The sequence below is a fragment of the Mycolicibacterium canariasense genome, from assembly GCF_002101555.1.
GTDB lineage: Bacteria > Actinomycetota > Actinomycetes > Mycobacteriales > Mycobacteriaceae > Mycobacterium > Mycobacterium canariasense.
In genome coordinates this window covers 1-23,687 of record NZ_LQOL01000085.1, presented here as the reverse complement: position 1 = coordinate 23,687, position 23,687 = coordinate 1, and the positions used below count along the sequence as shown (strand labels likewise).

At 67.8% G+C, this 23,687-nt stretch carries 21 protein-coding genes and 1 other RNA gene; 10 read left to right on the top strand and 12 right to left on the bottom strand.

Annotated features, from left to right (window positions below; translation table 11 throughout):
• Positions 1 to 147 precede the first annotated feature (147 nt).
• The 4 genes from eccD to AWB94_RS29505 are packed head-to-tail and all read left to right on the top strand — an operon-like array spanning position 148 to position 6,984.
• Entirely contained in the window at positions 148 to 1,635 is a 1,488-nt protein-coding gene (gene eccD / locus AWB94_RS29520; protein WP_062657757.1) for a type VII secretion integral membrane protein EccD, read from the top strand.
• Positions 1,632 to 3,041 carry a type VII secretion-associated serine protease mycosin gene (gene mycP / locus AWB94_RS29515; protein WP_064961327.1) on the top strand — a complete coding sequence of 470 codons (1,410 nt, stop codon included), beginning with the start codon at positions 1,632 to 1,634 and terminating at the stop codon, positions 3,039 to 3,041. Before eccD ends, mycP begins: the two co-directional genes overlap by 4 nt.
• Positions 3,041 to 5,230, top strand: coding sequence for a type VII secretion protein EccE (locus AWB94_RS29510; RefSeq protein ID WP_230021196.1), 2,190 nt, complete (start codon positions 3,041 to 3,043; stop codon positions 5,228 to 5,230). The genes mycP and AWB94_RS29510 overlap by 1 nt, the downstream gene beginning before the upstream one ends.
• Complete coding sequence (locus tag AWB94_RS29505; RefSeq protein WP_085122555.1) at positions 5,227 to 6,984, top strand: type IV secretory system conjugative DNA transfer family protein; 1,758 nt, start codon at positions 5,227 to 5,229, stop codon at positions 6,982 to 6,984. Before AWB94_RS29510 ends, AWB94_RS29505 begins: the two co-directional genes overlap by 4 nt.
• A gap of 88 nt (positions 6,985 to 7,072) precedes the next feature.
• Here the strand turns inward: AWB94_RS29505 and AWB94_RS29500 are convergent, their stop codons facing one another.
• From AWB94_RS29500 to AWB94_RS29485, 4 genes are all read right to left on the bottom strand, one after another.
• The gene (locus tag AWB94_RS29500; RefSeq protein WP_131805327.1) at positions 7,073 to 7,321 is read right to left on the bottom strand and encodes a hypothetical protein; all 249 of its coding nucleotides are present in this window, start codon (positions 7,319 to 7,321) and stop codon (positions 7,073 to 7,075) included.
• Between the two features lie 84 nt (positions 7,322 to 7,405).
• Positions 7,406 to 8,479 (bottom strand): ATP-dependent DNA ligase, encoded by a 1,074-nt coding sequence (locus tag AWB94_RS29495; protein WP_062657754.1) that lies wholly within the window; start codon positions 8,477 to 8,479, stop codon positions 7,406 to 7,408.
• 180 nt (positions 8,480 to 8,659) lie between these two features.
• A complete protein-coding gene (locus AWB94_RS29490) occupies positions 8,660 to 8,932 on the bottom strand; it encodes a hypothetical protein (protein WP_036376366.1) in 273 nt (90 codons plus the stop codon).
• Entirely contained in the window at positions 8,929 to 9,546 is a 618-nt protein-coding gene (locus tag AWB94_RS29485) for a hypothetical protein (protein WP_051558607.1), read from the bottom strand. Before AWB94_RS29485 ends, AWB94_RS29490 begins: the two co-directional genes overlap by 4 nt.
• A 70-nt stretch (positions 9,547 to 9,616) precedes the next feature.
• On the opposite strand from AWB94_RS29485, the gene AWB94_RS34375 reads away from it, so the two are divergent.
• Together AWB94_RS34375 and AWB94_RS29475 are read left to right on the top strand one after the other, a co-directional pair.
• Positions 9,617 to 10,072: a hypothetical protein gene (locus tag AWB94_RS34375; protein WP_131805326.1), complete on the top strand. Its 456-nt coding sequence runs from the start codon at positions 9,617 to 9,619 to the stop codon at positions 10,070 to 10,072.
• Between the two features lie 2 nt (positions 10,073 to 10,074).
• Positions 10,075 to 11,118, top strand: a complete 1,044-nt coding sequence (locus AWB94_RS29475) for a hypothetical protein (protein ID WP_131805325.1) — start codon at positions 10,075 to 10,077, stop codon at positions 11,116 to 11,118.
• Positions 11,119 to 11,146: 28 nt separating this feature from the next.
• Here AWB94_RS29475 and ssrA read toward each other — a convergent pair.
• Positions 11,147 to 11,546, bottom strand: a transfer-messenger RNA (tmRNA) gene (gene ssrA, locus AWB94_RS29470).
• Positions 11,547 to 11,766: 220 nt separating this feature from the next.
• Between ssrA and AWB94_RS35315 the strand changes: the two genes are divergently transcribed.
• Together AWB94_RS35315 and AWB94_RS29465 are read left to right on the top strand one after the other, a co-directional pair.
• Positions 11,767 to 11,922 (top strand): hypothetical protein, encoded by a 156-nt coding sequence (locus AWB94_RS35315; RefSeq protein WP_165605348.1) that lies wholly within the window; start codon positions 11,767 to 11,769, stop codon positions 11,920 to 11,922.
• Entirely contained in the window at positions 11,919 to 12,149 is a 231-nt protein-coding gene (locus tag AWB94_RS29465; protein ID WP_062657751.1) for a hypothetical protein, read from the top strand. Before AWB94_RS35315 ends, AWB94_RS29465 begins: the two co-directional genes overlap by 4 nt.
• Positions 12,150 to 12,203: 54 nt before the next feature.
• On the opposite strand, the gene AWB94_RS29460 is transcribed toward AWB94_RS29465, so the two are convergent.
• From AWB94_RS29460 to AWB94_RS29435, 6 genes are all read right to left on the bottom strand, one after another.
• Positions 12,204 to 12,455: a hypothetical protein gene (locus tag AWB94_RS29460; RefSeq protein ID WP_131805324.1), complete on the bottom strand. Its 252-nt coding sequence runs from the start codon at positions 12,453 to 12,455 to the stop codon at positions 12,204 to 12,206.
• Positions 12,456 to 12,564: 109 nt separating this feature from the next.
• The gene (locus AWB94_RS29455) at positions 12,565 to 12,774 is read right to left on the bottom strand and encodes a hypothetical protein (protein WP_036376784.1); all 210 of its coding nucleotides are present in this window, start codon (positions 12,772 to 12,774) and stop codon (positions 12,565 to 12,567) included.
• A 92-nt stretch (positions 12,775 to 12,866) separates the two neighbouring features.
• On the bottom strand, positions 12,867 to 16,043 hold the full coding sequence (locus AWB94_RS29450; RefSeq protein WP_062657749.1) for a bifunctional DNA primase/polymerase: 3,177 nt from the start codon (positions 16,041 to 16,043) through the stop codon (positions 12,867 to 12,869).
• 164 nt (positions 16,044 to 16,207) lie between these two features.
• Positions 16,208 to 17,269, bottom strand: a complete 1,062-nt coding sequence (locus AWB94_RS29445; RefSeq protein WP_085122553.1) for a transglycosylase SLT domain-containing protein — start codon at positions 17,267 to 17,269, stop codon at positions 16,208 to 16,210.
• A 22-nt stretch (positions 17,270 to 17,291) separates the two neighbouring features.
• Positions 17,292 to 19,397: a hypothetical protein gene (locus tag AWB94_RS29440; protein ID WP_062657747.1), complete on the bottom strand. Its 2,106-nt coding sequence runs from the start codon at positions 19,395 to 19,397 to the stop codon at positions 17,292 to 17,294.
• Between the two features lie 485 nt (positions 19,398 to 19,882).
• Complete coding sequence (locus AWB94_RS29435; RefSeq protein WP_062657746.1) at positions 19,883 to 20,272, bottom strand: hypothetical protein; 390 nt, start codon at positions 20,270 to 20,272, stop codon at positions 19,883 to 19,885.
• 79 nt (positions 20,273 to 20,351) lie between these two features.
• On the opposite strand from AWB94_RS29435, the gene AWB94_RS29430 reads away from it, so the two are divergent.
• On the top strand, positions 20,352 to 21,863 hold the full coding sequence (locus AWB94_RS29430) for a hypothetical protein (protein ID WP_062657745.1): 1,512 nt from the start codon (positions 20,352 to 20,354) through the stop codon (positions 21,861 to 21,863).
• Between the two features lie 94 nt (positions 21,864 to 21,957).
• The gene (locus tag AWB94_RS29425) at positions 21,958 to 23,220 is read left to right on the top strand and encodes a PPE domain-containing protein (RefSeq protein WP_307188180.1); all 1,263 of its coding nucleotides are present in this window, start codon (positions 21,958 to 21,960) and stop codon (positions 23,218 to 23,220) included.
• Between the two features lie 69 nt (positions 23,221 to 23,289).
• Here AWB94_RS29425 and AWB94_RS29420 read toward each other — a convergent pair whose 3' ends face one another.
• Positions 23,290 to 23,517, bottom strand: coding sequence for a hypothetical protein (locus AWB94_RS29420; protein WP_062657744.1), 228 nt, complete (start codon positions 23,515 to 23,517; stop codon positions 23,290 to 23,292).
• Between the last annotated feature and the right edge of the window lie 170 nt (positions 23,518 to 23,687).

Genomic DNA, 23,687 nt, shown 5'->3' with positions numbered 1-23,687 from the left:
ACCTTAGCCCCTAATGGCATGTCCGCACCGCGTGCTAAGGGAGCAGCTGAAACGAGGACGGACGGCGACGGCTGCTCCTGGCGCATTCATCAATGCGCACGCGCCGCGAACCGGCACCGCACTCGGCGTCGGGTAGATCCTCCAGACATGACACAGCCGACCTCGGTTCTCAGCGACACCACGTTCGTCGCGGTGAATGTGCACGCCCGCGACACCGCCTTTCAGTGCAAACTCCACGCCCACACTCCGGTGGTGGCGCTACTGCCGCAGCTGCGCGACAAGTTGCGTGACATCGTCAAGACCGGACCCAGTGCCGACTACCTGACAGACACACGCGTCGAGTGGGCACTGGAGGCCGGGCCGATCCGCGACCGACTCGACCCGGAAGCAACCCTGGACCAGGCCGGGATCGTCCCCGGCTCAGACCTGTACCTGACCCGCCGCACACGTACCGAGTCATACCCCGTTCTGCGTGACGATCTCGCCGACGGGACCGCCGAGGTGTCCAAGCGGATGTTCGCCGTCCTCGACGGGCGTGACACACGCCGACTCGGGGTGTTCACCCTCCCGCTGGCCGTCGCCGCGGTGTCGGTGATCGGGATCTGTGACGTGCTCACCTCGGGGGAAAGCGCCCGTTGGATCGTCTGTGCCGCACTGGCCGCACTGGTGGCGATGTGCGCCTCGGTCGCCGCGGTGCTCACCCACACCCGAACCACCTACGGCGATGTTTCCGCGGGGTTGTGTGTCGCCGCCTACATCACAGCTGGTTCGTCGGCCCTGCTGGCGGTTCCGCGGGATCTCGGTATCTGGCACCTCACGACAGTCGCTGCTGCTCTCGGGACGCTGGCGGTGCTGCTGTCCTCGATCACCGGAAACCGTCCGGCCGGGCTGCATGTCGGGGTTGGCGCCGTCGCGCTCTATGCGGTCCTGGTCGGCCTCCTGCACATGGTGTTGGCGGTGTCCCCGCAGGCTGTGGCCGCGCAGTTGGCGTTCACCAGCCTTCTGGTGATCCTGTGGTGCACGCAGACGTCGCGGCTGGTGGGTCGGGTGCGGGTGAACTACCTCCCGACGACCGGCGAGCCGCTGCTGCGCCGCAACGACATGTCGGTGGCTGCGGTCTCGCGGCGGTCCACCTCGGCCTCGGCGATCGAATCGATGCTCAATCAGGAGGCACGAGTCATCGAGACGCTGAACGCGCTGATCGGCATGGTCAGCGCCGCCGGCTTGTCGCTGGTCGCCGCGGCAGCCGCGGGCGGCTACTTCACCGCGAATTACGAGTGGCACATGTTCGCGCTGGTGGCAACCGCATCTGTCGTGGTGGTCGCGGTGGGGCGCGGCCTGGTGGTGCGCGCAGCGGCGCTGCCGTTGATGATCACTGGTCCGTTGGCCTGGACCGCATATCTGATCGGCCGTTCGCTGTCGGCCACGCCGGCCGACACCGCCGTGCTGCTGGCCGGCTCGATCCCGTTGTTGGTAGGCCTGCTGTTCTCGGCGATCTGGGCGATCCGCGCTCAGACACTGCACTCGCCGCTGAGCAAGCGACGACTGGAGATTCTGGCCACGCTGGCGGTGGTGACGGTGTTCCCGCTGCTGGTGCTCATCATGGACGGCTGGTCGAAGGTGCGGAACCGATGAGCGCCTGCATCTTCGGGATCGGTCGGCGGGTGCTGCACGCAGCGGCGGTTGCGTCCATCGTCGCCTTGCTGACACCCGTCCCGCCGGCCTCGGCGTTGGCGCCCTACGTCTACGACCCGGCTGTCGACATCGCCCCTGCCGATACGCCGCCCGGTCCCGAGTTTCCGATGAAGCAGACCGCACTGTGCGCGACATCGGGACGGCTGGAAGGCAGCCAGTTCGACTCCGTGCCGCTCAACACGGTATGGGGCGTCAAGAAATTGCACGGCTTCGCCACCGGCAAAGGGCAGACAGTCGCGGTGATCGACTCGGGAGTCAACCGCAACGACCGGTTGCCGCAGCTGCTCGGCGGTGGCGACTACATCGAGGGACGTGATGGACTGTTCGACTGCGACCACCACGGAACGCTGATCGCCGGGCTCATCGCGGCTCGGCCGTCGCCGGATGACGGGTTCGTGGGCCTGGCGCCCGATGCCACCATCGTCTCGATCCGCCAGACTTCAGCGGCGTATCAAGTCGACGCCGGGCGCACCGGAAACGCACGCGAAGCCCAGGCGGCATCCAACCTGACCACGCTGGCCCGTTCGATCGTGCACGCCGCCAACCTCAACGCCGACGTCATCAACATCTCGGTGACCGCATGTGTCAAACCCAATGACCCGGTGGATCTCCACCCATTGGCCGGCGCGCTGTACTACGCCGCTGTGGTCAAGGACGTCGTGATCGTCACAGCGGCGGGCAACGTCGGTGGTGACTGCGCCGCCAACCCCGACGCCTCACCGGCTGATCCGGCCGATACCCGCGGGTGGGGCCAGGTCGAGTCGCTCTCGCTGCCGTCGCTGTTTGAGCAGTTCGTGCTCAGCGTTGGCGGCACGACCCTGACCGGTGACCCGTATGTGCGGTCCATGTCGGGGCCGTGGGTGAGCGTGGCAGCCCCGGCGATCAACGTGGTCAGCCTCGATCCGGCCAAGATCGACGGTTCGCTGATCAACGCACAGCAGACCGAGAAGGGAATCGAGCCGATAGCCGGGACCAGCTTCGCCTCGGCCTACGTGGCAGGTCTGGCGGCGCTGATCCGTGAGCGCCATCCCGAGCTGACCTCCCACCAGGTCATCGAGCGCATCAAGCGCACCGCCCACTCCCCGTCGCAGGCGATGAGTTCGCTGATGGGAGCGGGCGTTGTCGATCCCAATGCTGCGCTGACGGCCCCGATCGACGATCAGATCCCGATGGTGGCCGATGGTGTTCCGCCCATCGCGGCGATTCCCGGTGCGCCCCCGCCGCCGGCGGACAACCTGGGCCGTGACATCGCGCTGGCCGCGATGTGTGTTCTCGGCGGGGTCATCTTCGTCGTCGTGGTGGTCGCCCTGGCACGTGGCGGAAACCGCCGAGAGGAGAACCGGTGATGGCACTGCGACGTAGACCTGGGCGCGTCGAGGAATCCGACGCTGTGGGCAGCGTGCCGCAGCGGACGACGCGCACTGCCGAACCGGCGCGTGAGCTGCTGACGTTGACCCCACGTACCGGGCTGATGGCCTCGGCGGCGTCGACGGCCGCCGTCCTGGGCACCGCGGGAATGCATCCGGGAATTGGTGCTGCGGCCGCAGCGGCGATCGTAGCGGCGATCGGCGGCAAGGTGCGTGGTCGCACCGTGGGTCAGTGGACGGCGATGCGTCTGTCGCAGCGTCGGCTACCCGATCAGGCGGCGCTGTTTTCCCGCGACGGCGTGGGAGTCGTCTTCGACGGGCGCACGGCCACTGCGCTGGTGGAGATCACCCCGCGTCCGTGGCAGGTCACCGATGTCAGCGCCACCGGCGTGAGCAAGGCGCCGATGATCTCGGCGGATGTGCTGCGCCGTCAGCTTCGCCAGTTCGACATCGGTCTGTCCCGCATCGACGTGATTTGCGTGGGGTACAAGTTCGCCGACCGCGACACGGCTGCGGGGGTGCTCGACACCCTTATCGGTCCGGTATCGGTGCCGCTGGGCGGGACCACGGTGATCGCCGTGTCACTCGACCTTGACGCCGACATCCTGGGCCCGGCGTACTCGCGGGCGCGGCGGGCCTCGTTGCCCGACGGTCTGTGCCAGACGCTGACCATCGCCAGCACCCGTGTCTGTCACTCGCTGGCTGAGCAGGGGTTCGGCGGCCGGCTGATGAGCGCTCAGCAGGTGCGCGACTTCCACGACACGGTGCTGGCCCAGGTGTCACGTCCCCTCGCGGAACCGAAGTGGCGCAACTGCGGGCCCACATCGGGGGTTCACACGCGTACTTTTGTTCCCGCTCGCGGGCACTGGAACGCTGAGTCGGCCGGCAGTTGGAACCATCTGCAGGCACACCGCCAGTACACGACGCTGACACTGACCCCACAGGGCTCCGGTCTCGCCAAAGCTCAGCCTCTGGTCAGTTACCTGGTGCGTGGCGGTGATGCGCTGTCCAAAGCGGAGAGCTACGGATTGCGGGTGGCCGGCGGCCAGCAGGTTCCTGGGGTGAGTCGCGCGCTGCCGTGCGCAACGCAGACGCCGCTGCGCTCGACGGGGGTTCTCATCGACGATCACCGGCTCCTGGGCTTCGGCATCCCGGCTGGCGGGGCTGGCTTGTTCGTCGGAACCCGTGCCGACAAGACACGGGTGTTCGTCGCGGTCTCCCCGGCTGACGAGCCGCTGTGGTTGGCCGGTCCGACACTGTTCGCTCTGCAGATGGTGGGTCGGTTGTCGACACAGGAGCACCGCATCGCGGTGATGATCGATGATCCGCAGTGGCAGCGGATGGTGACCCACCGAGCTACATCGACGTTGTCGTTCGGCGATGTGGAGACCGCACCGGCCGATGTGGTTGTGTGCACCCCCGAGTGGTGGGAGCGCCACCGCAGTCTGGCCGCGGGCAAGGCAGTGCTGTTGGTGACCGCCGGCGCCGCCGGGCGCGGTGCAACCAACAGCCTGACCGTGGACACCTCGGCTGGTCGCTCCGAGGTGATCGTGACTGCCGACGCGCAGACCTCGCGGGTGTTGTGGGAGCTGACACCGATCGAGCGGCGGACGTTGATCGGTGAGGACGTCAACGCCGATGGCACCGTGGCGGCCCCGATCGAGGGTGTCGACCTGCGACTGGGCGAAGTGGTCGCCCTGCCGGGGCGGGCCGCCGGGGCTCCGAAGGTGCGTCTGGCGCCCGCTCCAGCCGTGGCGACGCCAGGCTTGGCCACTCCCGACACCACCGCAGCGCCCGCAGCGGTGCCGCGCCGACCCGCTGTCGCGCAGGTGACACCGCTGCGTCCGCCGACAGCGAACCCGCAGCTGCCGCCGATGGACCCCGTGCCGCCGACTCGTCCTGGCCCAGGCCCGCGGCGGTCCGGGCCCGCGTCGTCTCCGGTGGCGCCGCTACAGGTTCCGCAGAGGGGACGGCAGGCCAACTTGCCTCCGCGGGCGGTCCTGGGACCACCTCCGGAGCCGCAGCCCCAGCCCCCGCGCCGGCAGAAGTCGCGACCTGACCGTCCGCCGGCTGCGCCGCCGCAGCCGTTACCGCAGGTCGAGATTCCCAGCGAGGACGTGACACCGCCCGGACGCCACCACCGCCGCGACGATGGCAATCGTCGATGACCCCCGAATCCGACCGGGACACCAGCGGTTTCGCTCGAGCCTCGCATCAGTCCCAGGCGCTGTGCCTGGGATGTCTGGCAGCGGCGGGACTACTCGCTCCGGTGGCCACCCTGGGCTTCGGCGCCGACGCCCCTGTGCGAACCGCGGTGAGCTGGGTGGCCGCAGTTGGTGGTCTGGGACTGATGTACCGCGCTCGGCGGCATTGGAAAGCCCATGAGCGTATGCGCGCCGCTGCAGGAGGCGCGGTCGACGTCTTTGCCGGGCTGGCAATGGACGCCGGCCACGGACGCGAGGCGTTCACCGGACCCGGACTGGACACGTCGAATCCGTCGGTCATGCGGCTGCTGCGGATCGCCCACTCGATCAGCGAGACGTTGGTGCCAGTCGTCGGCGAGTTCGCTTTCGAGGGCGACGACCCTGCTCGCGGCGAGTTGACGGCCTACGGGCTGCGCTCACTGCAGCCGGGCTTTTTCGCGACTGAGGCGACCAAGAGCCGCATCAACGACGCGCTGGCCACCCCGTTCGGCGATGGTTGGCGGATCGACTTCGACAGCCAGCTCGACACTCTGGTCGCAACCAGGGGCGCTGCGGTCCCGTCGTTGGTGATGCCTGAGATGTGGCCGGTCGTGCAGACCCGTGAAGAGGCTGCGCGAAACTTCCCCCGACTGTCGATCGCCATCGGGATGGGGGAGAACGGCCCGATCAGGATCAAACCCAAAGACGTTCCACACCGCGAAGTGGTCGGCGCAACCGGCGGCGGCAAGTCCGTGGCGGTCAGGGCCGAGCTGATGCAGTATTTCGCAGCCGGATACCGGGTGTTCGCTGTCGATGGGAAAGGCACGGACTACAGCCCGTTTATGAAGTTCCCCAACGTCTCTGCGGTGTCGTCGAACCTCCACGAGCACGTCCTGGTGATTCACCTTGTGTGGCTGATTCTCAAGCAGCGGCAGCGCCGCGGAACGGAGATGAGCAAGCGCGGCGACACGTCCTGGCGGGAGACGATGACGCCGATCCTGCTGGTACTCGACGAGTTCGCGTCGGTGCGCGCCAATATGAAAGCGCTGTTCAAGCCCAGGGAAATTCAGCTCATCGAACGTGACATGGTGGATTTGCTCAAAGTGGGCCGGGAGTTCCGGGTCAACGCCATTCTTGCTACCCAGGACATGAAAGCCGACACCGTGCCGAGCGACTGGCTCGACATGTTCAAGGTGGTGCAGTCGCTCGGTAAGCCGGGACCGATGGTGGTGCGCAAAGCATTTCCTGAGCAGATTCAAGGTGAGGTGGCGCGCTTGGGCGGGACCATCTCTCCCAAGACCCCGGGCCGGGCACTGGTGACTGTGGCCGACGACTCCGGCAGGGTTTCCGCTCAGATCTACCAGTCGTACTGGTCGTACTCGCCAGCTGAAACGATCTCGGACAACCTCCCTCCGAGCGTCCGCCCGAACTGGGAGCAGTTCAAACGGGAAGTGTCCGACCGGATTCCGCGGCTCTACCCGCGACTGTGGGCCTCGCTGGAGTACCCGATGCCGGTGGACCCCGCGGAGAAAGACCCCTACGAGGAGTACCGCGATGACGGCTGGGTCGACCTGGCCAAGATGGCGGTTGCCGACATTCACCGGCTCACGCCGATCAACCTCGAGGACGCCGCCACGCTGAACTACATCCCGGCGAACGCGGCCAACGACCCGTTGTCCGAGACCTACCGCGGGGTAGAGCCAATGGGTGGGTCCTCAACGGTGATCTCGGACTGGTGATCTCGGGCTGCGGCTGACTGCCAGAGCAGCGCCTGGATGGCCACCGCGTTGAAAAGGGCCGTCGGTGTGCGGACGCCCGGTGCAGCTCTCAGCTCGTGATCGTGAGGACCAGCCGGCCGATCTGCGTCGCGGAGCCTGGATTGCGACGTGCAATCTCGACGAACACGATGAGGTCAGAGAACGTTCGGTTCTCTCTGTCAAGTGCCAGGTCCGGTTCTTTGGTGTGAATCCACGAGGCGATGTCGGCCGTCGACGTCCCCTCGGGGAAGTGTTCGAGGTGGTCGGCCCTAAAATTCTTCGAGTTGGCGCCACGCCAAAGCTGTACAAGTTCAGACACGGCCGAAGCATCCCATCCAGGCAGCTGAGTGCCGAATCCGGCGAGGGCCGCGGCTGCGTCCTTCGGCAGCATCCTCGCCGGGGGTCACCGGTCGATGCCGCTCTTGAATTTCACCTGCGCCATCACGCACTCCGCGGGCAGGATGTCGTCGCGTACACCGAGGTAGACGGGCTGGTACAGCGCCGGGGCGGCGTAGAGGTAGCGGACCTCGACGACGGTGCCGACCGGCGGCACGTTGTGGTTGGCGGGGATGGTGACGTTGCCGACGAAGGTCAGGCCGTCGTTGCCGTGCAGGCTCAGGCCCACGCTGCGCTGGGTGTTGACCGCGGTCACCAGGGCGCTCAGCGTCTCGACGAACTTGAACTTGAGCTGCGGGCCGCCGCTGTTGGGCCGCCCCGGCGAATACGGTGCATCCAGGCGCTTGAACACCACGCCCTCGGCCTTGGCGTCCCGCAGCTCGGCCAGCTTCCGGCGCTTGTCACTCTGGGAGGTCCAGTTGTGGGTCGGCGCGATCGCGTCATCGCGGTTCAGGGCGATCAGATCGAGCAGGATGCGGTAGCGCTCGCGGTAGGGCTTGTCGCGCAGGTCATTGCCTGCGTACTCGAACATATCGAAGGCGTACAGCACATCGCCGATGATCTCCCCGTCAAGGATGAAGTCACCGTCGATGGACCCAGCTGCACGGGCCACCGCTGCGGACACCCCTACCACCAGTCCCAATTTGTTGATGGCCTCGACGGTGTCGCCGGTCTTGCGAATCATCATGCGGCGGCCGTCGTACTTCTCCTGCAGGCACCAGCTGTCACTGTTGATGGCTTCGTTCGCAGCGGCCTGGTCGGCGACGTTGAGCAGCTGGGGCAACAGGCCCGACGGCTGGCGGTCGCTGGCGCTGTTCTGATAGGGGGTGCCGTCCTCGCCGCGGGTATAGCCCTTGGCCTCTTTGGCTTTGACCAGCTTGTCGAAGATCGCCGTGGCCTTGGCGTAGTCCACCGCGGTGGTGGTCTTCGTGCCGGTGGTCAATGCCGAGCCCCGGCGGCCGTAGGCGAAGTTGACGACATATCCGTCGCCGCTGCTCTCCAGGCGTGCGTGATACTCCTTATCGCTGGAGCCGTTGGTGAAATAGAGGCTCGCGGTCCTGGGTCCAGCGGTGATGGTCATGATTCCCCTTGGTCGTCATTCACTGCATTCTCTATTTTAGAGAATAGTGCATGGATCCGACAGAACGCCATCCGCCGGGAAATCGGGTGGCGCCGTTCGTGGTGCCGAGCCCGAAACCGCACATCCTCCGCAACGGAGATGTCGCGGAGGATGTGCGGTTTCGGGGCGGTCTACTGTGCGTTACCCGGCACGTTGCGCACGCCACATACCGAATGCGTTGAAGATGCACGCGTTGAGCGTGTCCTGCAGCTGATCGATCGGCCCGCGCAGCATCCCATCACTGATGCCGATATAGACGATCTGCCCGCCGTGAACCGCCACAGCGACATGTGGATCGTCTAAATCGTCGATCCACAGCCCGACCGCTTCAGCGGCGGTGAATGCGGCCTCGCCCCACGCTGTTTCCAATGCGTGCGCAGCCAGCAGTGCCTCCTGCAGCGGCGGAGTGCTCACCGGACCGGAACGATGACTGCCGTGGTGGTGGTCGGTACACCGGAATCCGCGGCGGGCGGGATCGTCGCCGTGGTGGTCGGGGCGCTGAGCGGGTCCGAGGACTCCGCCGCTCCGCCGGTGCTGATACCGCCACTGCTGCCCGGGTAGGGATTCAGCGTCGGGGTGTAGCTGGGGATGACCGCGGTGGGAGCGCCCTGCAGCGCTGAGGCCGACGGCGCATCCGAAGCGTCGGCGTCGGCGGCCTGCGGGGGAACCGGTGCGCAGGTGTAGGGGTCGAAGCGGCTGGTGCCCGCTCCGGTCGCATTCGGCGCGGGTGAGCCTTCGACGTGCTCGACGGGCTGGGCCGGCGCGGCGCCTGGCGCGGGAGCCTCCCGGGCGGTGTCGGTGACCGGGACGGCTGCCGGACCGCCGGAATGGGGCTGGCACTGGCCGGGGGCCACGGTAGCGGTCACGGTGAGCGTGGCCGGGGTCGGCCGTGCCGCGTCGGTGCCCTGCTCGGCTGCCGGCTCGGGGGTGGGCTGCGCACCGGCGACCGCGACCGGCACCGCCAGCGCGATCGACAGCAGCGACGCCGCCAGCAGAGTGTGCTTGGTGGTGATCTTGGGTGTCTTCATGGCGCGCAGGCTAGAGGACCGGCGCGCCGCGTCACCACGCGCGGCGCGACGGGTGTCTACCGTGGCGAATGTGAACACCCCCCGGCTGCTGACTCGCCTGGCGCTCGGCGCTATGGGCGTGCAGCTTCTGCTGGTTCTGGTGATAGCGGCAGCGGTCCCGCGCGGCCGCGGTGCATCGTTTCTTACCCTGAACGGATTCGTGACGCCCGAGTACGAACGTGGGTGGTTCAGCGGACTGCGCATCGTGCCGATTCCAGGCAGCGATCCGACCGTTTACATCTCGGTCCAGTCCCTGACACAGCTGCTGGTGTTCGCGCTGGCATTCGCCGGGTTGGCCGGGCTGGTGAAGGCCAACCCGTGGCAGCACGGTGCGCTGCCCAACTCGACCGCGCCGGGACGTGACAGCGGGCCGGCCGCCGCGGGCGCACCACCGCCGCCACCGCCACCGCCACCCGCAGCTGCGCCCAGCGCCGCGCCAGTGCCGGACGCGGCGGCATCTCCGACTGCCGGCCGGGCAGGTGCGTAACCGTGTCGGTCAACAGATTTCGCCCCAGTGGCTGGGCGGCACTGACCCGCCCGGAATCGCCGTCGGTAGCCGAACTGGTCAGCGGGGGGAGATCGGCGCCCACTACCCGTCCACGTGCGGCAACGCTGGCCGGTAGTGCCGCGCGGCGCGGGCTGTCCGCAGTGGTGACCCCCGCCGGGGAACGGATCCTGCACCGCATCGGCTACCGACGCGTCGCGGTGGTTCTCGTCGCTGCATCGGCAGCGGTGGTGGTTCCGCTGGGCATCGCCGTCACCGCCGCGATCGTCACCGCACCTGCGACAGTTCCCGCCGCGGTGTCGGCCGCGGTTCTCGACCAGACCGCGGCGGTGTTCGGCGGCGGGTCGGGAAACGATGCCGCCGAACAACTGGCCGCCGCGGCTGTCGACGGTCCCGTGCGCTGCACCCGCTCAGCCGCGCGCTTCCCAGCGCTGTTGGCTCCGCGCGACGGCAGTTCTGCTGCGGTTCCACCTGGTCCGGCCGAAATCGCGCCGCTTGCACCGGTCGCGGTGGACTCGGGCGGAGGGCTCAGCACGGCCGATGCCGCGCTGCTGGTGGATCCGGTACCGCCGGGCACGAGTGCGCTTACCGCCAACGTCTGGTTCCTGTACCGGATGGCGGGGTTGGGGGACTGGCCGACGTTCACCGCCGCCTACGCGGCGGCCGGACTACTCGGCGATGCGGAGACCGCGGACGCGGTGCTGGTCCAGGTGCAGGCGCTCAACACCGTCGGCGCGCCGATCGAGGGCTACCGGCTGACAGCGGCAGCCCTGACGCAGGCGGGACTGATGGCAGGCCGCCTGTCCGACCCGACCTCGCAGTTCCGGCAGGTGCTCGCCGTGGAGCTGGTGTCCGGGTGCGTGACAGACGAAGATGCCGATGCAGCGAGGGTGCCGTTACCGGCGCCGTCGACGGGATCAGCGAAGCCGGTGCCCATCGTCGGTGAGCAGATCCCTGAAAGCGGCCACCCTGTCTGGACCGATGGGAGCGCCAACGCCGCGGGTATCTCACAGAGCGAGAGCCCGTAAACCGTTGCCGGCTACGGGCTCTCGCATCTGGTGGACCTGCCCGGGATCGAACCGGGGTCTTGGCGTCTGTCGAACTGGGTTCTACGGGCGTAGTTCCTCTTGTGGCCCCGCCAGCGAGGGGAGGAACGCCCTTCTGGCTTCGTTAGATCTGTGCACTTGTATACCGCTCACTGATCAGTCGGCGGGGGCGCTGCCGCTAGAGATGATGTCGGAGACGCTGCGCGGCAGCTGGCTTGTCCCCGACAGGTCACACCGCTACGGGAGCGGAGTTGGCGAAGGCTTCGATCTCGCTGATCTCGGCCTCGGCTACCAGTGCGTCGTTGTTGTCGGCGCTTAATTGGTCGGCACGTTCACTCAAGGTAGCCACTGTGCCCAACACCTGCCCGCTGTTCAGTTGTCCTATCAGCCAATCGAAACCTGTCAGGCCCTTGGCGGCACTGCCCGGATCGTCCGGTCAGTACCTGGATCAAGACCCTACCCGCACGCTCCGACAAGTCCAGCGCAGCGGAGTGACCGGCGAGCAGGACCGGGTGAGCTCAATGCGCAGGGACGTGACACCCGCGCCGGTGCGCGCCCCACCCTCAACTGAGCATCGGAGGCGGGCATCCTGGCTGACGGCGCAACTGTGCCAGTGGCGAAAGGTGAATGATGACGCAGTGCCAGGTGACCCGAGACGGCGAACCCGCCTCTCCCGTGCTGGATTCGGAAGGCGACGCCGAGGTGTGGCTGCTCCGTAATCAGGGCCAGAGCATCGACTATGCCACCCGCTACGGCGGCTACGCGATCGCAGCCGTGGCGCCATGATGTTGTCGCTGGCGATCTACACGTTCGGAGAGTTCGGCGGATCATCGGTCCGCAGCCGCGACGTCAGCGCCGCTGAGGCCGACGCCGCGCTGGAAGAGGCCACACGCGACGCTGAGCGAGACAGCGGCCGTGTGCGGTCAGCCTATAGCGGCGACCTCGGGCGCGGATTCCAGGTCGGCAACGGATTGGACCCGACCTACAAGTTGATCCTGCTGAGCAGATACTGACCGGAACCGCACCCCTTGCAGGCGTAGTCGCAGGGGGCCGGTTACCTCGCGCCATCAGCTCGCCCGGGACAGCTCGCGCATCACGTCGCCGACGCACAGCTCGGGCTCGAAAGCGTCCGCACGCCCGTCCAATGCCACCAGGCCGTAGGCAGTTTCACGCGCATCGCGAGCGTCGACCGCATCGACGACCGCTCGAAGGTTCAGCGACACCCGCCAGAGATCCCCGCCGGCGCCAGTGTGGTGGTACTGCACAACCCGGGTGCTCACGTACTGCGCGTGAACGCGTGAGTCGATGCCGGCATCCACTGAGACCTGACTGCCCATCTGCGCGTGCCGGTGTGCGTCGTCGATCCCTTGAGCCCGCACATAGCGGTGCACTGTTACAGGAACACTGAATAACGCCACGGGGTACCCCTCACGTCCAGAAGGTGTGGAAGCCCGACACCTGCTTTTTGAACACCGCTAGCTTGTCGGCCAGGTGCGGATGTGTGCCGCTGACCTGTGAAATGGCAGCCATGATGTCGTATCCGCTGACGAATCGGCCAGCAGCGAGATCGCTGAAAACCTGCTCGGTATCCAGTCCCGCAAATTGTGCCGCCGCCGTGGCCAATTCGGCGAGAGTCATCTGAGACATGGCGAAATCTCACACAGTTTGGACATGTGCGCCGTCCCAGATGTACGTGTATTGCTGTGGTGTGCGCGGGGCGATTTCATGTGTCAGCCGCCCACGCTGTTGATGATGGGTGGTGCAGTCTGGGGGCGGAGAACATGTACCTGCGCCGTCTCTGCTGGCTGCCCCACTGCACTGCCCAGGACGTTGTAGACGTAGGTGTCGCCGTCGCCGTACGGGACCAGCACGCCGCGAGAAGTCATCTGCCGCAACGCATCCATGGCAAACGCAGCGTAGCTCTCGGCGTCGTCGCGTTCGAACGACTTGAGCAGCGCAGAGCGTGTGATCGGCTGATTCTGCTCAGCCAGCGTCATGGCCAGGTCAGTGGCGTGCGCGACTGCGTTGTTCACCCGCCGCGCCGAGTACGTGTCGCCATAGGCCTTGGCTTCCACCGAGACCTGGCCCATCTCCCCGGCGCGCTCACGCAGTGCCTGCTCACGCTGCAGAGCAGTCAGCTCGACAAGCTCTTCGATCGACCCGCGCCGCACCGCCATGATGGCCCCCGCGGCGTGCCAGTGCGCGTCCTGCGGCTGCGCCAGCCCGTCCAGCGCGGCCAGCAGGACGCCGACCTTGAGCTGCTGGAGCACCGCGTGCCGGTTGGCGATCGCGTCGGCACTGTTGGCCCCGCGCCCACGGTCGGTCTCAGCGTAGAGGTGATCGGGGTCTTCGCTATCAGAACCCTCCTCCAAGAACCGATTCCGGTCGCGATTTGACTCGCGGTAAAGGCCCGCCGGATCGAACGGGTTCGCCGTCGCCGCACGGGCACGGTCGAGATCCATGTACTTGATCGCCGCGTCCGGCGGACGCACCCACACCGGCTGCTGCGGACCAACAGTGTCAGGCAGCATCGACGGCCGGTCCCCGAACCAGTAGACCGGCTCGGTGGCCAGCTTGCTCGGGTACTGGGCGCCCCGCGATACCGTCTGGTGCGCCGGCAACCACATGAATCGCTGCGGGGTACCTTTGCCGGTCTCGTCGAACAGTCGCGCGGCGGTCTCGGGCTGAGCGCCGAGCAGGATGCCCAGACGATAGGTGTGCGCGCCGACGAAGCTGTGACGTTCGCGGTCGGAGGTGGTGTTGCCGACCTCACCGCCCATCCACATCGAGCGGTACAGGCCCAGCGTCTTGGACCCCTGACGCAGCATCTCTGACGTGAACACGTCGATCTCGTCCGATTCCACCAGCACCGCGCTGGGGCAGCGGTTTCCGACGTTGCCGTTGCTGACACTGCCGACGGCCGGGGCCGACGCCGAGACCGGAACTGCGGTAGAAGCATTGGCGGGCGGCACAGCCGCAGACGTTCCCTCGTCCTCGCTGTCCCCGCCACGGGGGAATTTCTTCAACACGCCCTCACCGGTACCGGGAGGAACCGTGGTGACGTCGTCGATGAGAGCAGCAGCTGCACTCATGGTGTCGGACTTTCCCGAGCTGGGCGGACCGACAAGCACTGAGTACACGTTGATGGACGTGCCTGCCGACGTGGGGCCGGTGTCGTCCGGAATGGCACGGTTTGCCGGCGTCAACCTGACCGTGGGCGGGATCAGCGCGGCCACACGAGGTAGCAGCGCGGCCAGCAGCCCCCACCGCGACAGCCCCCGCGAGTCTGCGGCAGCTGCGACGTGACTCAGGCCCGGCGTCGCCGAGAAGATCCACTCATGGTGCACCCAGGTGTGGGTTTTCCGGTTGGCCAGAGGGGGCAGCACCTCGAGCATGGTGGTGCGTGCGCCGTTGACCGGTGTGAACTCTTCCGGGGGCGCCGGATGCGGATACTCGTGCAGTTCGTTCTCACGGGGCCGGGGCACCTCGTCGAAGGCCACCCCCGGGAACGCGCGGATGGTGACATTGTTGATCACCTTCACCTTGCCGGTGTAGGGCGACGGTGAACCAGGTTGCGGCCCAGCGGCGTCCGTGCCGGCGGCGGACTCTACGGCGGCTTCCGCAGGAGTGACCGGTGTCATCCGCGGGAGCTGCCCGGGTGTGGGGTTGATGGCACCGGCCACGGTGTTGCCGATCTGGGGCTCACCGCTCAGGAGACGCCCGGCCAGTTGGGTGCGGTCGATGAAGCGCTGCATGCGCTCGGCCACGCCGCGGTACATCGCGGCCTCGGCGATGTTGCCCAGCCGTTCGGCTGTGTCAGCGAGGCGAGCGTAGGTCTCGGGGGTGATGACTCCCAGTTCCTGGGGCTCCGCGCCGATCGAGATACCCACCGATGCGGCGACCTCACGGCGGCTCTGCCCGCGCAGCGCTGCTGCCAGGTCCAGCCGCGAGGAATGGCCGCGGTCGAGGTTCAGGTCGCGCATCATCGTGCCCGACCAGATGTGGGCACCGTTGCCGACCTCGGCGCAGCCCTCATGCAGCGTCGCTGACTTCTCGTTGCTGGCGCCCTGCCAATACCAGATCTGGCAGCCGCAGCCGTCGCGCAGATGGGTGGGGTGCAGGCGCGGGTCACCGGCCAGCCAGTCATCCCAGCTCACCGCATCGATCTCGGCTGAAAGTTCGGCACTGCGCGCGTCACGCGCCACCCGCACCCGCGGCGGATCAGGGATCAGGATGCCCTGCAGAGGCGCCAGCGCAGCAGGAATCGCCGCGGTGCGGTCGAACAACCACATCGGCGCTTCGTCGATGTCGCACTGAACTTTCGAGTCCAGGGGACCGTCTTTCCCGGCCGCATACGCTTTCCCCGGGGCGTCGGTGATCGTCGACGGCGGTGCCACCGTGAACCGGACACCGGCGAGGATGTCGATCTTGCCGCCCCCGGGCAGGTAGATCGCCAACCGGTCCTGCGGCAGGGCAGTGGCGTCGATCCCAGCTGGAATCCGCAGCCACACATGGCATCCGCCGCGCTTATCGTCGGCAGGATTGACCGGCTGCTCCATCTGCGCCTTGGCAGGGATGACAGTGGGGGTGAATCCGGCCTCGATGAGGGCCAGGGTGGCGGCGGTGTTCTCCGCGTCGAGAACCACCATGTTGGACAGGCGCAGATTGACCCCGATGTTTCCGCCCGCCGCGATGTGCTGCTCTGCTTCCTCCAGCGTGACCGCCGGAGCCAGCGGCCAACCCGTCTTCGACGGTGCCTTCACCCGCGGCTTGAGCAGCATGAGGTGGGCGTGCAGTGCCGCCATCCGCTGCAGCAAGTAGCGGTCGTATTCGCTGATCGAAGCAGGCCCCGCAGCTGGGGCACCTGCCGCCGGTGCAGGAACGTGATCGTCGTCGGAGCGCGGCATGCGGTGCACGCTAGGTCCGGCTACCGATTTTCACCGCGCCAGCTGCGGCTGGCCGCTTCGGCGTGTCGTTCAGGTTACCGGCTACGGTACTGCGACCGTGCGCAGGCGGGGACGCGCTGTAGAACCATCAGTGCGCCAGAACGCTCGCCGGCAGTCCGCAGCGGTCAGTAACCCTGGTACCCACCGCCGCCCACACCCTGTCGGGACATGAACCTGGTCAGCCCGTCACCGGTCGGTGACACGTTGTAGGTCTCCATCACATAGTTGATCGACGCCGCGGCGCTGGCCAGCGGGTCATAGATCGACGTCGACGTTCCGCCCATGTGGTAGGCCGCGAACGTCGACGGAATACATTGCCAGATACCGCGACTGGAGTTGGCGCGTCCGCCGTCCTCCATCATCGCGCCGGTGGCATTGGAATCCCAGTTGTTCACCGCATTCGGATTGTTCCCCGACTCGTTCTGGGCCATGTGCTGGTACAGCTCCTGCCACTGATCGCGCAGCGCAGGGTCGTTCGGGATGCCGTTGATGGTGAGCGCCTGGTCGATGACGTCGGCCACTTCATCCTGGGACAGGGTGCCGCCCGGGTGCTTGTCCAGCGACACCTGTGCCACATCGAGTGGATCGCGATCCTGCGGTGTGGTCGCACCCTCGGTCACCCGGTTGGGGTCACGTCCCAGACCCGGGGTTTCCCCGGAGGCCGCCTGCTGTTGCTGCACTGCGGTAACCAGGGCCGCAAGCACTTTCGGGTCGATGTTGGACACACCAGACGGTGCCGGCATCTGCGGTGCCGACATCTGGGGGGACGGTGCCGACATCTGCGGTGCCGACATCTGGGGGGACGGTGCCGACATCTGCGGTTGTGGCGCCGCAGCTGTCTGCTGGGGAACCTGCGGCATCTGCGGCATCTGACCGGACCCTCCGCCGGCTCCGCCCCGGGCAGCGCCCGGCCCGGAGCCCGGACCGTCACCGGCTCCACGCATCCCGCGGCCGCCGCGCTCCTGAATGCCCTCCAGATCCCGGGTGTAGCGGCCGGTCTTCTCCCCGCGACCTTCCACGTCGTCACGCCCGCGCTTGTTCTGAGATGCCGTGTCATCGACCGCCGCGGTCAACCGGGGATCAGCGCCGGGCGCTGGTGCACCGCCGGCGGACGGGGGCAGCCCGCCGGCGGCCCGTGTGACACCGTCGGTGACGGCACCGTAGTCGCTGCTGATTGAGCCGGTCACCGCTGTGCTCCTGTGCTAGTTCTCATTTCACGGCGCTCGGGTCCAACGCGGTGGTGCGCGAGGAGGGCTCCGGTATCCCATTTCCGGTGGCCGTCGCACCTGCATTGGCCGGACCGTTGCCATTGCCCGCAGCTGGCACGCCCGGTGTGCCACCGGAGGGAACACCTCCGGTGGGCGGGACCGCCGGAAGCACACCGCTGCCTGCTGGCGGTGCGGACTGTGCTTCGGGGTTGTCGACCGGATCCGGTGCTCCCGCCACGGTCGGTGAGGCGTCCACCGTGGCGGCCGGCGGCTGTCCGCCCGGAACGTCGTGGGGCACCCCGCCGGCTGGTGGTGACACCGGTGCACCGCCACCGCTGGGGTCCCTGGGGTCGTTCAGGGAGAAGTACCCGCCACGCGATCCCGCGTCCTGCGGAAGCTCGCTCGCACCTACAGTTTTGAAGTCCTGCAGATCGTAGAAGCGGCCCTCCCCGAGCAGCATGAACTGCTTGCCGTCGGCGACCAGGATGTCTCCGGGCTTGGCGTCGACCGGCTGCACCTGGCGGCCTGGGTCCGCGTGCGGGACCGGAGGTGTGAGACCCGACGCGGCGGCGGCGTCCGACAGCGACATCGGCTGCTGTGGGGTCGCGGAGGCGAGCAGTTGCGCCATCTTGGCCAGCTTCGGGTCTTTGAAATCGGTCTTCTCGCCCTTCACATCCACCTCCGTGTTCGGTTTGGTCGGACTGCCCGGCTTGGCAGCTGCGGCTTCCGGTTTCACCGCCGGTGTGCCGGCCGGAGCACCCGCCGGGGCCGGTGCCGCTGCGACCGAGTTGGCAGGGCCCCCGGCGGTCGACAGCTTGCGATCGGACTTCTCCTCCAGCGGCTTCCGTTCCTTGTCGTCGAGCTTGCGGTCGGCCTTGTCGTCCAGCTTGCGACCCTCGCCGCCGTCGAGCTTGCGACCCTGACCATTGCCCATCGGATTGCCGCCACCGAGCGGTGATCCACCGCCCATCCCGCCGAGCGGATTGCCACCGCCGCCCAGTGGGCTGCCGCCGCCGAGCGGCTTCTGCTGACCGAGCGAGTTCAGGAGCTTGGACAGGTCGTCGGTGGGCTTCTTCGCAGTCTCGGCGGGTTTGGCCGGTGTGCCCGCACCGGGACCGGCCGCCGGCGCGAGCGTGGCCGGCGCGGGCGCAGGCGTTGTCAGCGACTTGTCGGCGCGCGCCGCGGCGCTGGGTGTCATCGGCGGGGACGCTGCGGGGAAGGCGCCGGCGATACGGCCGTTGGCCGCGGTGATCGCCGTAGCGGCGGCGGCCAACGTGGATGTCAGTGCGGTAGCCGGTCCCGCATCGGTCAGCTCGCCGCCCTCGGAGAGCTGGACGCGCAGATTGCGGTTCGCTTCGAGCACTGCGCTGTAGGCCGCAGCCGTCGCGCCGTCCACCTCGCCGAGCTGGGTGATCAGCGCCTGACAGGCCGGAGTCAGATCGGCCATGGTTGCCAGATGCGGAGCCAGGCGGGCCCGATACTGCTCGAAGTACGGTTCACCGCTGGACTGCATCGCCGTCTCGACCTTGCTGAACAGCTCGGACAGACCGGTCAGCCATGTCCGGGCCGCCTCGGCGACTGCAGGGGTGTTGAGCGCCAGCGGGTTCGGAGGGTTGGAGTTCCAGACGGTGCCTGTGGGCCCGTCCTGGAAGCTGTAGAGATCACGCTGAGCGGCGGTCAGTGCGACATCTGTCTCGACGACACCGCTGATGTCCTGCCCGGCTCCGGGCAGCATGAAAGTCACTGTGCCATCGGGCTTGGCCCACATCTCGATGCTCTCGTCGCCGAAGGCGTCCCATAGGAACCCGGCGCCGAGAGACACCCAGCCGACCGGTCCGGGGATCGCGCCGATGGCGTTGAGGGTTCCCCCGATGTAGTCGCCGTTGGCGAAATCGCTTGCGGCCATGCCGATCGCGGCGACCGAGCCCAGCACCGGGACGAATCGGGCCGCGGAGACCAGCTTCGGCGAGAGATTGGCCGCGCCCGCTAGTCCGCTGGTCAGGCGTGAGCCAGTGTCCCACTGGGACTTGAGCAGGCCGGGGATCCCTTTGACGGGGTGGTTCGACAGGTTCTTCAACTGGTCGGGTGGCAGTCCGGCAGCGTTCAATCCGCGGCTTGCCAGAGAGGGTTTGTTCGGATCAGCCGGCGTCCCCGGGTGGGGTTGTGCATCGGCCGGCGCGCTACTTCCTGCGGGTGCACGTGTGTCTGCCTGCGGGTTCGTCCCCGCCGGGGTATCGGCACCGCTGGATGCGGGGGTGTCTGCTGGCGCGCGGTTGGTGGCGGGGGTATCGGCGCCGGAGCCAGTGGATGCGGGGGCGTCTGCTGGCCCACCGCCGCCGGATTGGGTGTGCGGCGCATCTGCGGCCGGTCCCTGTCCTGCGGGAGCATCGGTGGTGCCGCCCGTCGAAGAGCTTCCGGGGGACGGCGCGTCAGGGCCCGTGGGTGTTGTCGGTGGGGTATCCGCCGCTGCCGTCGCCGGGTTCGGCGGCGAATGCCAGGGCGCATCTGGTGGCGAGGTCCATCGCGGGGCGTCCCCGCCAGCCGCCGCGCTGTGCTCAGGGGCAGGGATGGGCTCAGTGGGGGAGGGATTGGTCATGCGAGTGCTCCGTTCTGAGTGACATTCCCGGCGTCGACAAGTGCTTCTGAGATCAGTCCGGCGGCAAGGGCGTTGAATCCGGGTCCGGGGGTGTAGGTGCGCTTCACGGCGTCATACACCTCGCCATTGCTGGCCAGGCGTCGGCCGAGGGTGGCTCGGGGAACACCAGTGGGGCCGATCTTCTTGGCGCGCAGCACCCGATCCAGGTCGACCAACACCGCATCGAGACGGCTCAAGACACGAGAACGCTGTGCAGCCGGTGAAGGTTCACGCCCGTTGTCGGGCTCCAGTGTCGGCACTTCGTTCTTCGATGCACATGCAAGCGCGGAGGCAAGTGTGTGCACATAGAGCTGCGTATCGCGGGACGCGTTGCCGATCATGGACATGACATCCAGCCTATGGCGCGGTCGGCGTGTCGACCCCGTGCGGCGCAACGAATCGGCAAGCCCACCTAACCTGACCGCCATGACCCATCTGGCACGTGCATCGTTGGCCGTTGCGCAGGACGCGACGGCACCGTCCGGAAACGCTCTGCGGTTCACCGCCGCGCAGCGCGCCATCGCCGCGGTGATGAACGGGGTGGACCCCGAGCGCGCCGATGTCGACACCACAGAGGCCGTCCATATCAGCGAGCGGTTCTTGCACCTTTCTGCCGCGGCGGCATTGCGGCAGGCATTGATGTCACGTCCTTCCACCGCGGGCGCCGGACGCCGGCGTCGTCGACGCGGCTCCATCGAGCAGGTCACGCTGGACGCCTACTACCTGGCGCTGGCGCTGATCGCCGACGCAGACGGCGACTCGACCGCGCTGGCATCAACGCTGAGCCGCGATCACCACACGTGGCTGCCGGCCGCGGCACTGGTAGGTCGCCTGCAGGTTCGATTCCTGGAACAGGTGTGCGCCCAGCTCGAGGTGACCGCCAACTACCTGGCGGTGCCCACCGACATTGCCAGCGTCCCTGCCGCCGAGCTGTTCGGCCGCGGCGCACAGATCAGTGACGCGGTGCGCCTGCTGCCCAACCACGCAGCGTCCTCGGAGTCGGCGGACGCCGCGTGGCTGCATGCCACGTCCCTGGTGGCGATCGAGGGCCGCATGGCCACCACCGTTGTCGATGCCGGCCCGTCGGTGTTGCCGACGCAGTGGTCGGCGCGGCTGGCCGCCCCGGTGACCGTGACTGCCAGCCGCGGCCGATGGCCCAAGGCCGTGGTGCGCGACTGCTTGTGGATGTGCGAAGACGCCGTGCGCAGTTGGGTCGGTTCGATGTCACGCCAACTGCGCGGGGAGAACAACGAAGATCTGCTGCTCGGCGTTGGTATCCCGTTGCGGCGGTTTCTGGTCAGCCCGGCAGCACGATCCATCGCCCGGGTCGCCGCCGCGGATCCCGGCGATCCGGGAGGCGCCATGCTGCGGTTCCGCCCGGCCCGGGCTGCCGGTGAGCCCCACATGCGCGGCTTGAACTCCCGGATGCGGGTGGATCTGCTGGCAGCGATGCGCCAGGTCGACGATGGTGCTCCGCTTCCCGAGGACACCGTCATCGACGGTGCCACTGACTTGGCCGAGATCCACAGCGAGGAGTTGACGCTGCTGTCTGCCGTGCGTCCGCAGATGCTGCCGGCGCCTGTTGAAGTCACTGCCAACCTGAGCGTTCCGGACTGGGAGGACGTGACAGAGATGGTGGCTCGTCTGAACGCGGGCCAGGAGGTCGAACTGGCTGGGCCGCTGCTGGCCTGGGCCGATCGCGACATTGTCAGCGGTGACACCGCGCGCCTGACGGTGCGTGCCCGCGTGCACTGCGGGATCGCCGTCAACAGCGCCGACGGAGTGGGCGTGTTCCTCGGCACCGGAACACGTATGGCGGTGCTCGGCGCGGATACCAGCCGCGCGCACTGCACCCTATACCTCGACCAGGTGCGCACACCGGCGCCGGCCGTACCCACGACGCTGCCGGTGCGGGCTTCCAACTTCTGCGTCGCCTGACCTGAACAGGCTCCTGCTCGGCTGGTGCACATGCACTGGGTGTATGCATCGCTGATCGCGTCGGAGATGCGGGATGGCCATCAACTCCGCCATCATGGGTGTTGCGCGTCCGCAGCGGTCGGGCGCCGAGCGACATTGCGGAGGCATGATGACCAACCACCCGTGGGGCGGATCAACCCCGGAGATGAACGCCACGATGTTGGAATCGGGGTCTACGTCCGCGACATGGGCCGCAGCTTCGACTGCGTGGATGGGCCTGGCATCGGCTGCGCTGGCGGCCGCCGGCATCACCGGGGCGCAGATGGCCGCGTCGACGACGACCATGAGCGGTGCCCGGTCGATGATCCACTCGGCGGCGACCCCGCCGTTCCTGTCCTGGCTGGCAGGGATGGCCGGTATTGCGTTCAAGCAGGCCGCGATCGCTGCGGTGGTCGCCGAGAGCTACGGCATGGCCCGTTCGGCGATGATCCCGTCGATGCAGTCGATCAACAACCGCGTGCGTGAGGCCGCCGCCGAGGCCAGCAACATCTTCGGACAGAACACCCCGCTGATCGCGGCGCTCAACGCCGAATACGGGTTCTACACGGCGGAGAACGCCTCGATCGGCACCACCTACGGCCAGGTGATCACCGCGGCAACACTTCCGGTGCCGATCCCGCCGCCCCCGCCTCTGGCCAACGCCGCCAAGAGCGCCGGTGATGCGGCCCAGGCAACCGGACAGGCCGCGCAGATGGCCAACCAGGCGGCCCAGGGCGCTTCGCAAACGGCGTCGCAAGCCACCTCCCAGGGCTCCGCCTCCGGCGACATGGGCTCGATGATGGGTCAGTTCGGGCAGATGTTCCAGGCTCCGATGCAGGCCCTGCAGAGCGCTGGGTCCGGGATGGGCAATCCGATGCAGTCACTGTCGCAGTTCATGAGCGCACCGATGTCGATGTTCGGCGGCTCTTCACAGCTCGGGGATCTGCTCGGCGGAGGGTCGACTGGACCGTCCTTCGCGCCGACAGCACCCGGCAGCGGTGGCGGATTGCCGCTCGGCGGTGCAGGTCTGGGCGCCGGCGGCGGACTCGGCGGTGGAGCGCCGGCGAACATGTCCAAGATGACCAGCTCCGGAGGCGGTAACCAGCGAGTCTCGCTGCTGTCGGGGATCGCCACTGGCCCGGTACAGGAGCGCCTCGCCGGCGCCACGGCGGCTCCGATGGGCGGCGGCGGGGGCGTGCCGCCTGGTGCTGCCGGTCACGGCATGGGTGGTCAGAGCCGACGGGCCAGCGATGCCACCGCTTCGGTGCTGACCTACGGTCACCGCGAGGAGCAGACCCGCCGCGGCGCAGACCGCAGCGAGCGCGACCTGTTCACCTGATACCTGCTTTCGTGCAACGACAACGGCTCCGCCCCACAGTGCGGAGCCGTTGTCGTATCCCGTGGTCTGTCAGCCGCGGTAGTCGATCTGCCGGCCCGGAAGCATGGGGCCGTAGCCGCCGTCGGAGTACGTGCGCAGGAACGTGTGCCGGATGTCGCTGCACTCGTCGTACTGCAGCTCGACGCCGAGCACGCGCGCGATGTGGTGGTCGGTCGGCTCGACCCATGTAGGTGGATCGGCCTGCACCGTCTGGGCGGCGAAGGAATCCGCATAGCTCTGGATCTGGTTCTGGCTCATCGTTGTTCGCTCTCGTCGTCGTCGTCGGAGGGTTTGTAGCGGTCGATCATCGCCTCCAGCCACTGGCGGCCGACCGGGTTCTGGCTGCGCACGTTATCTGTAACAAAGGGGGCCTAGCTGAGCTATCCGACTGTTCAGGACGAGTGTTACATGTGTACCTGGTCTAATCG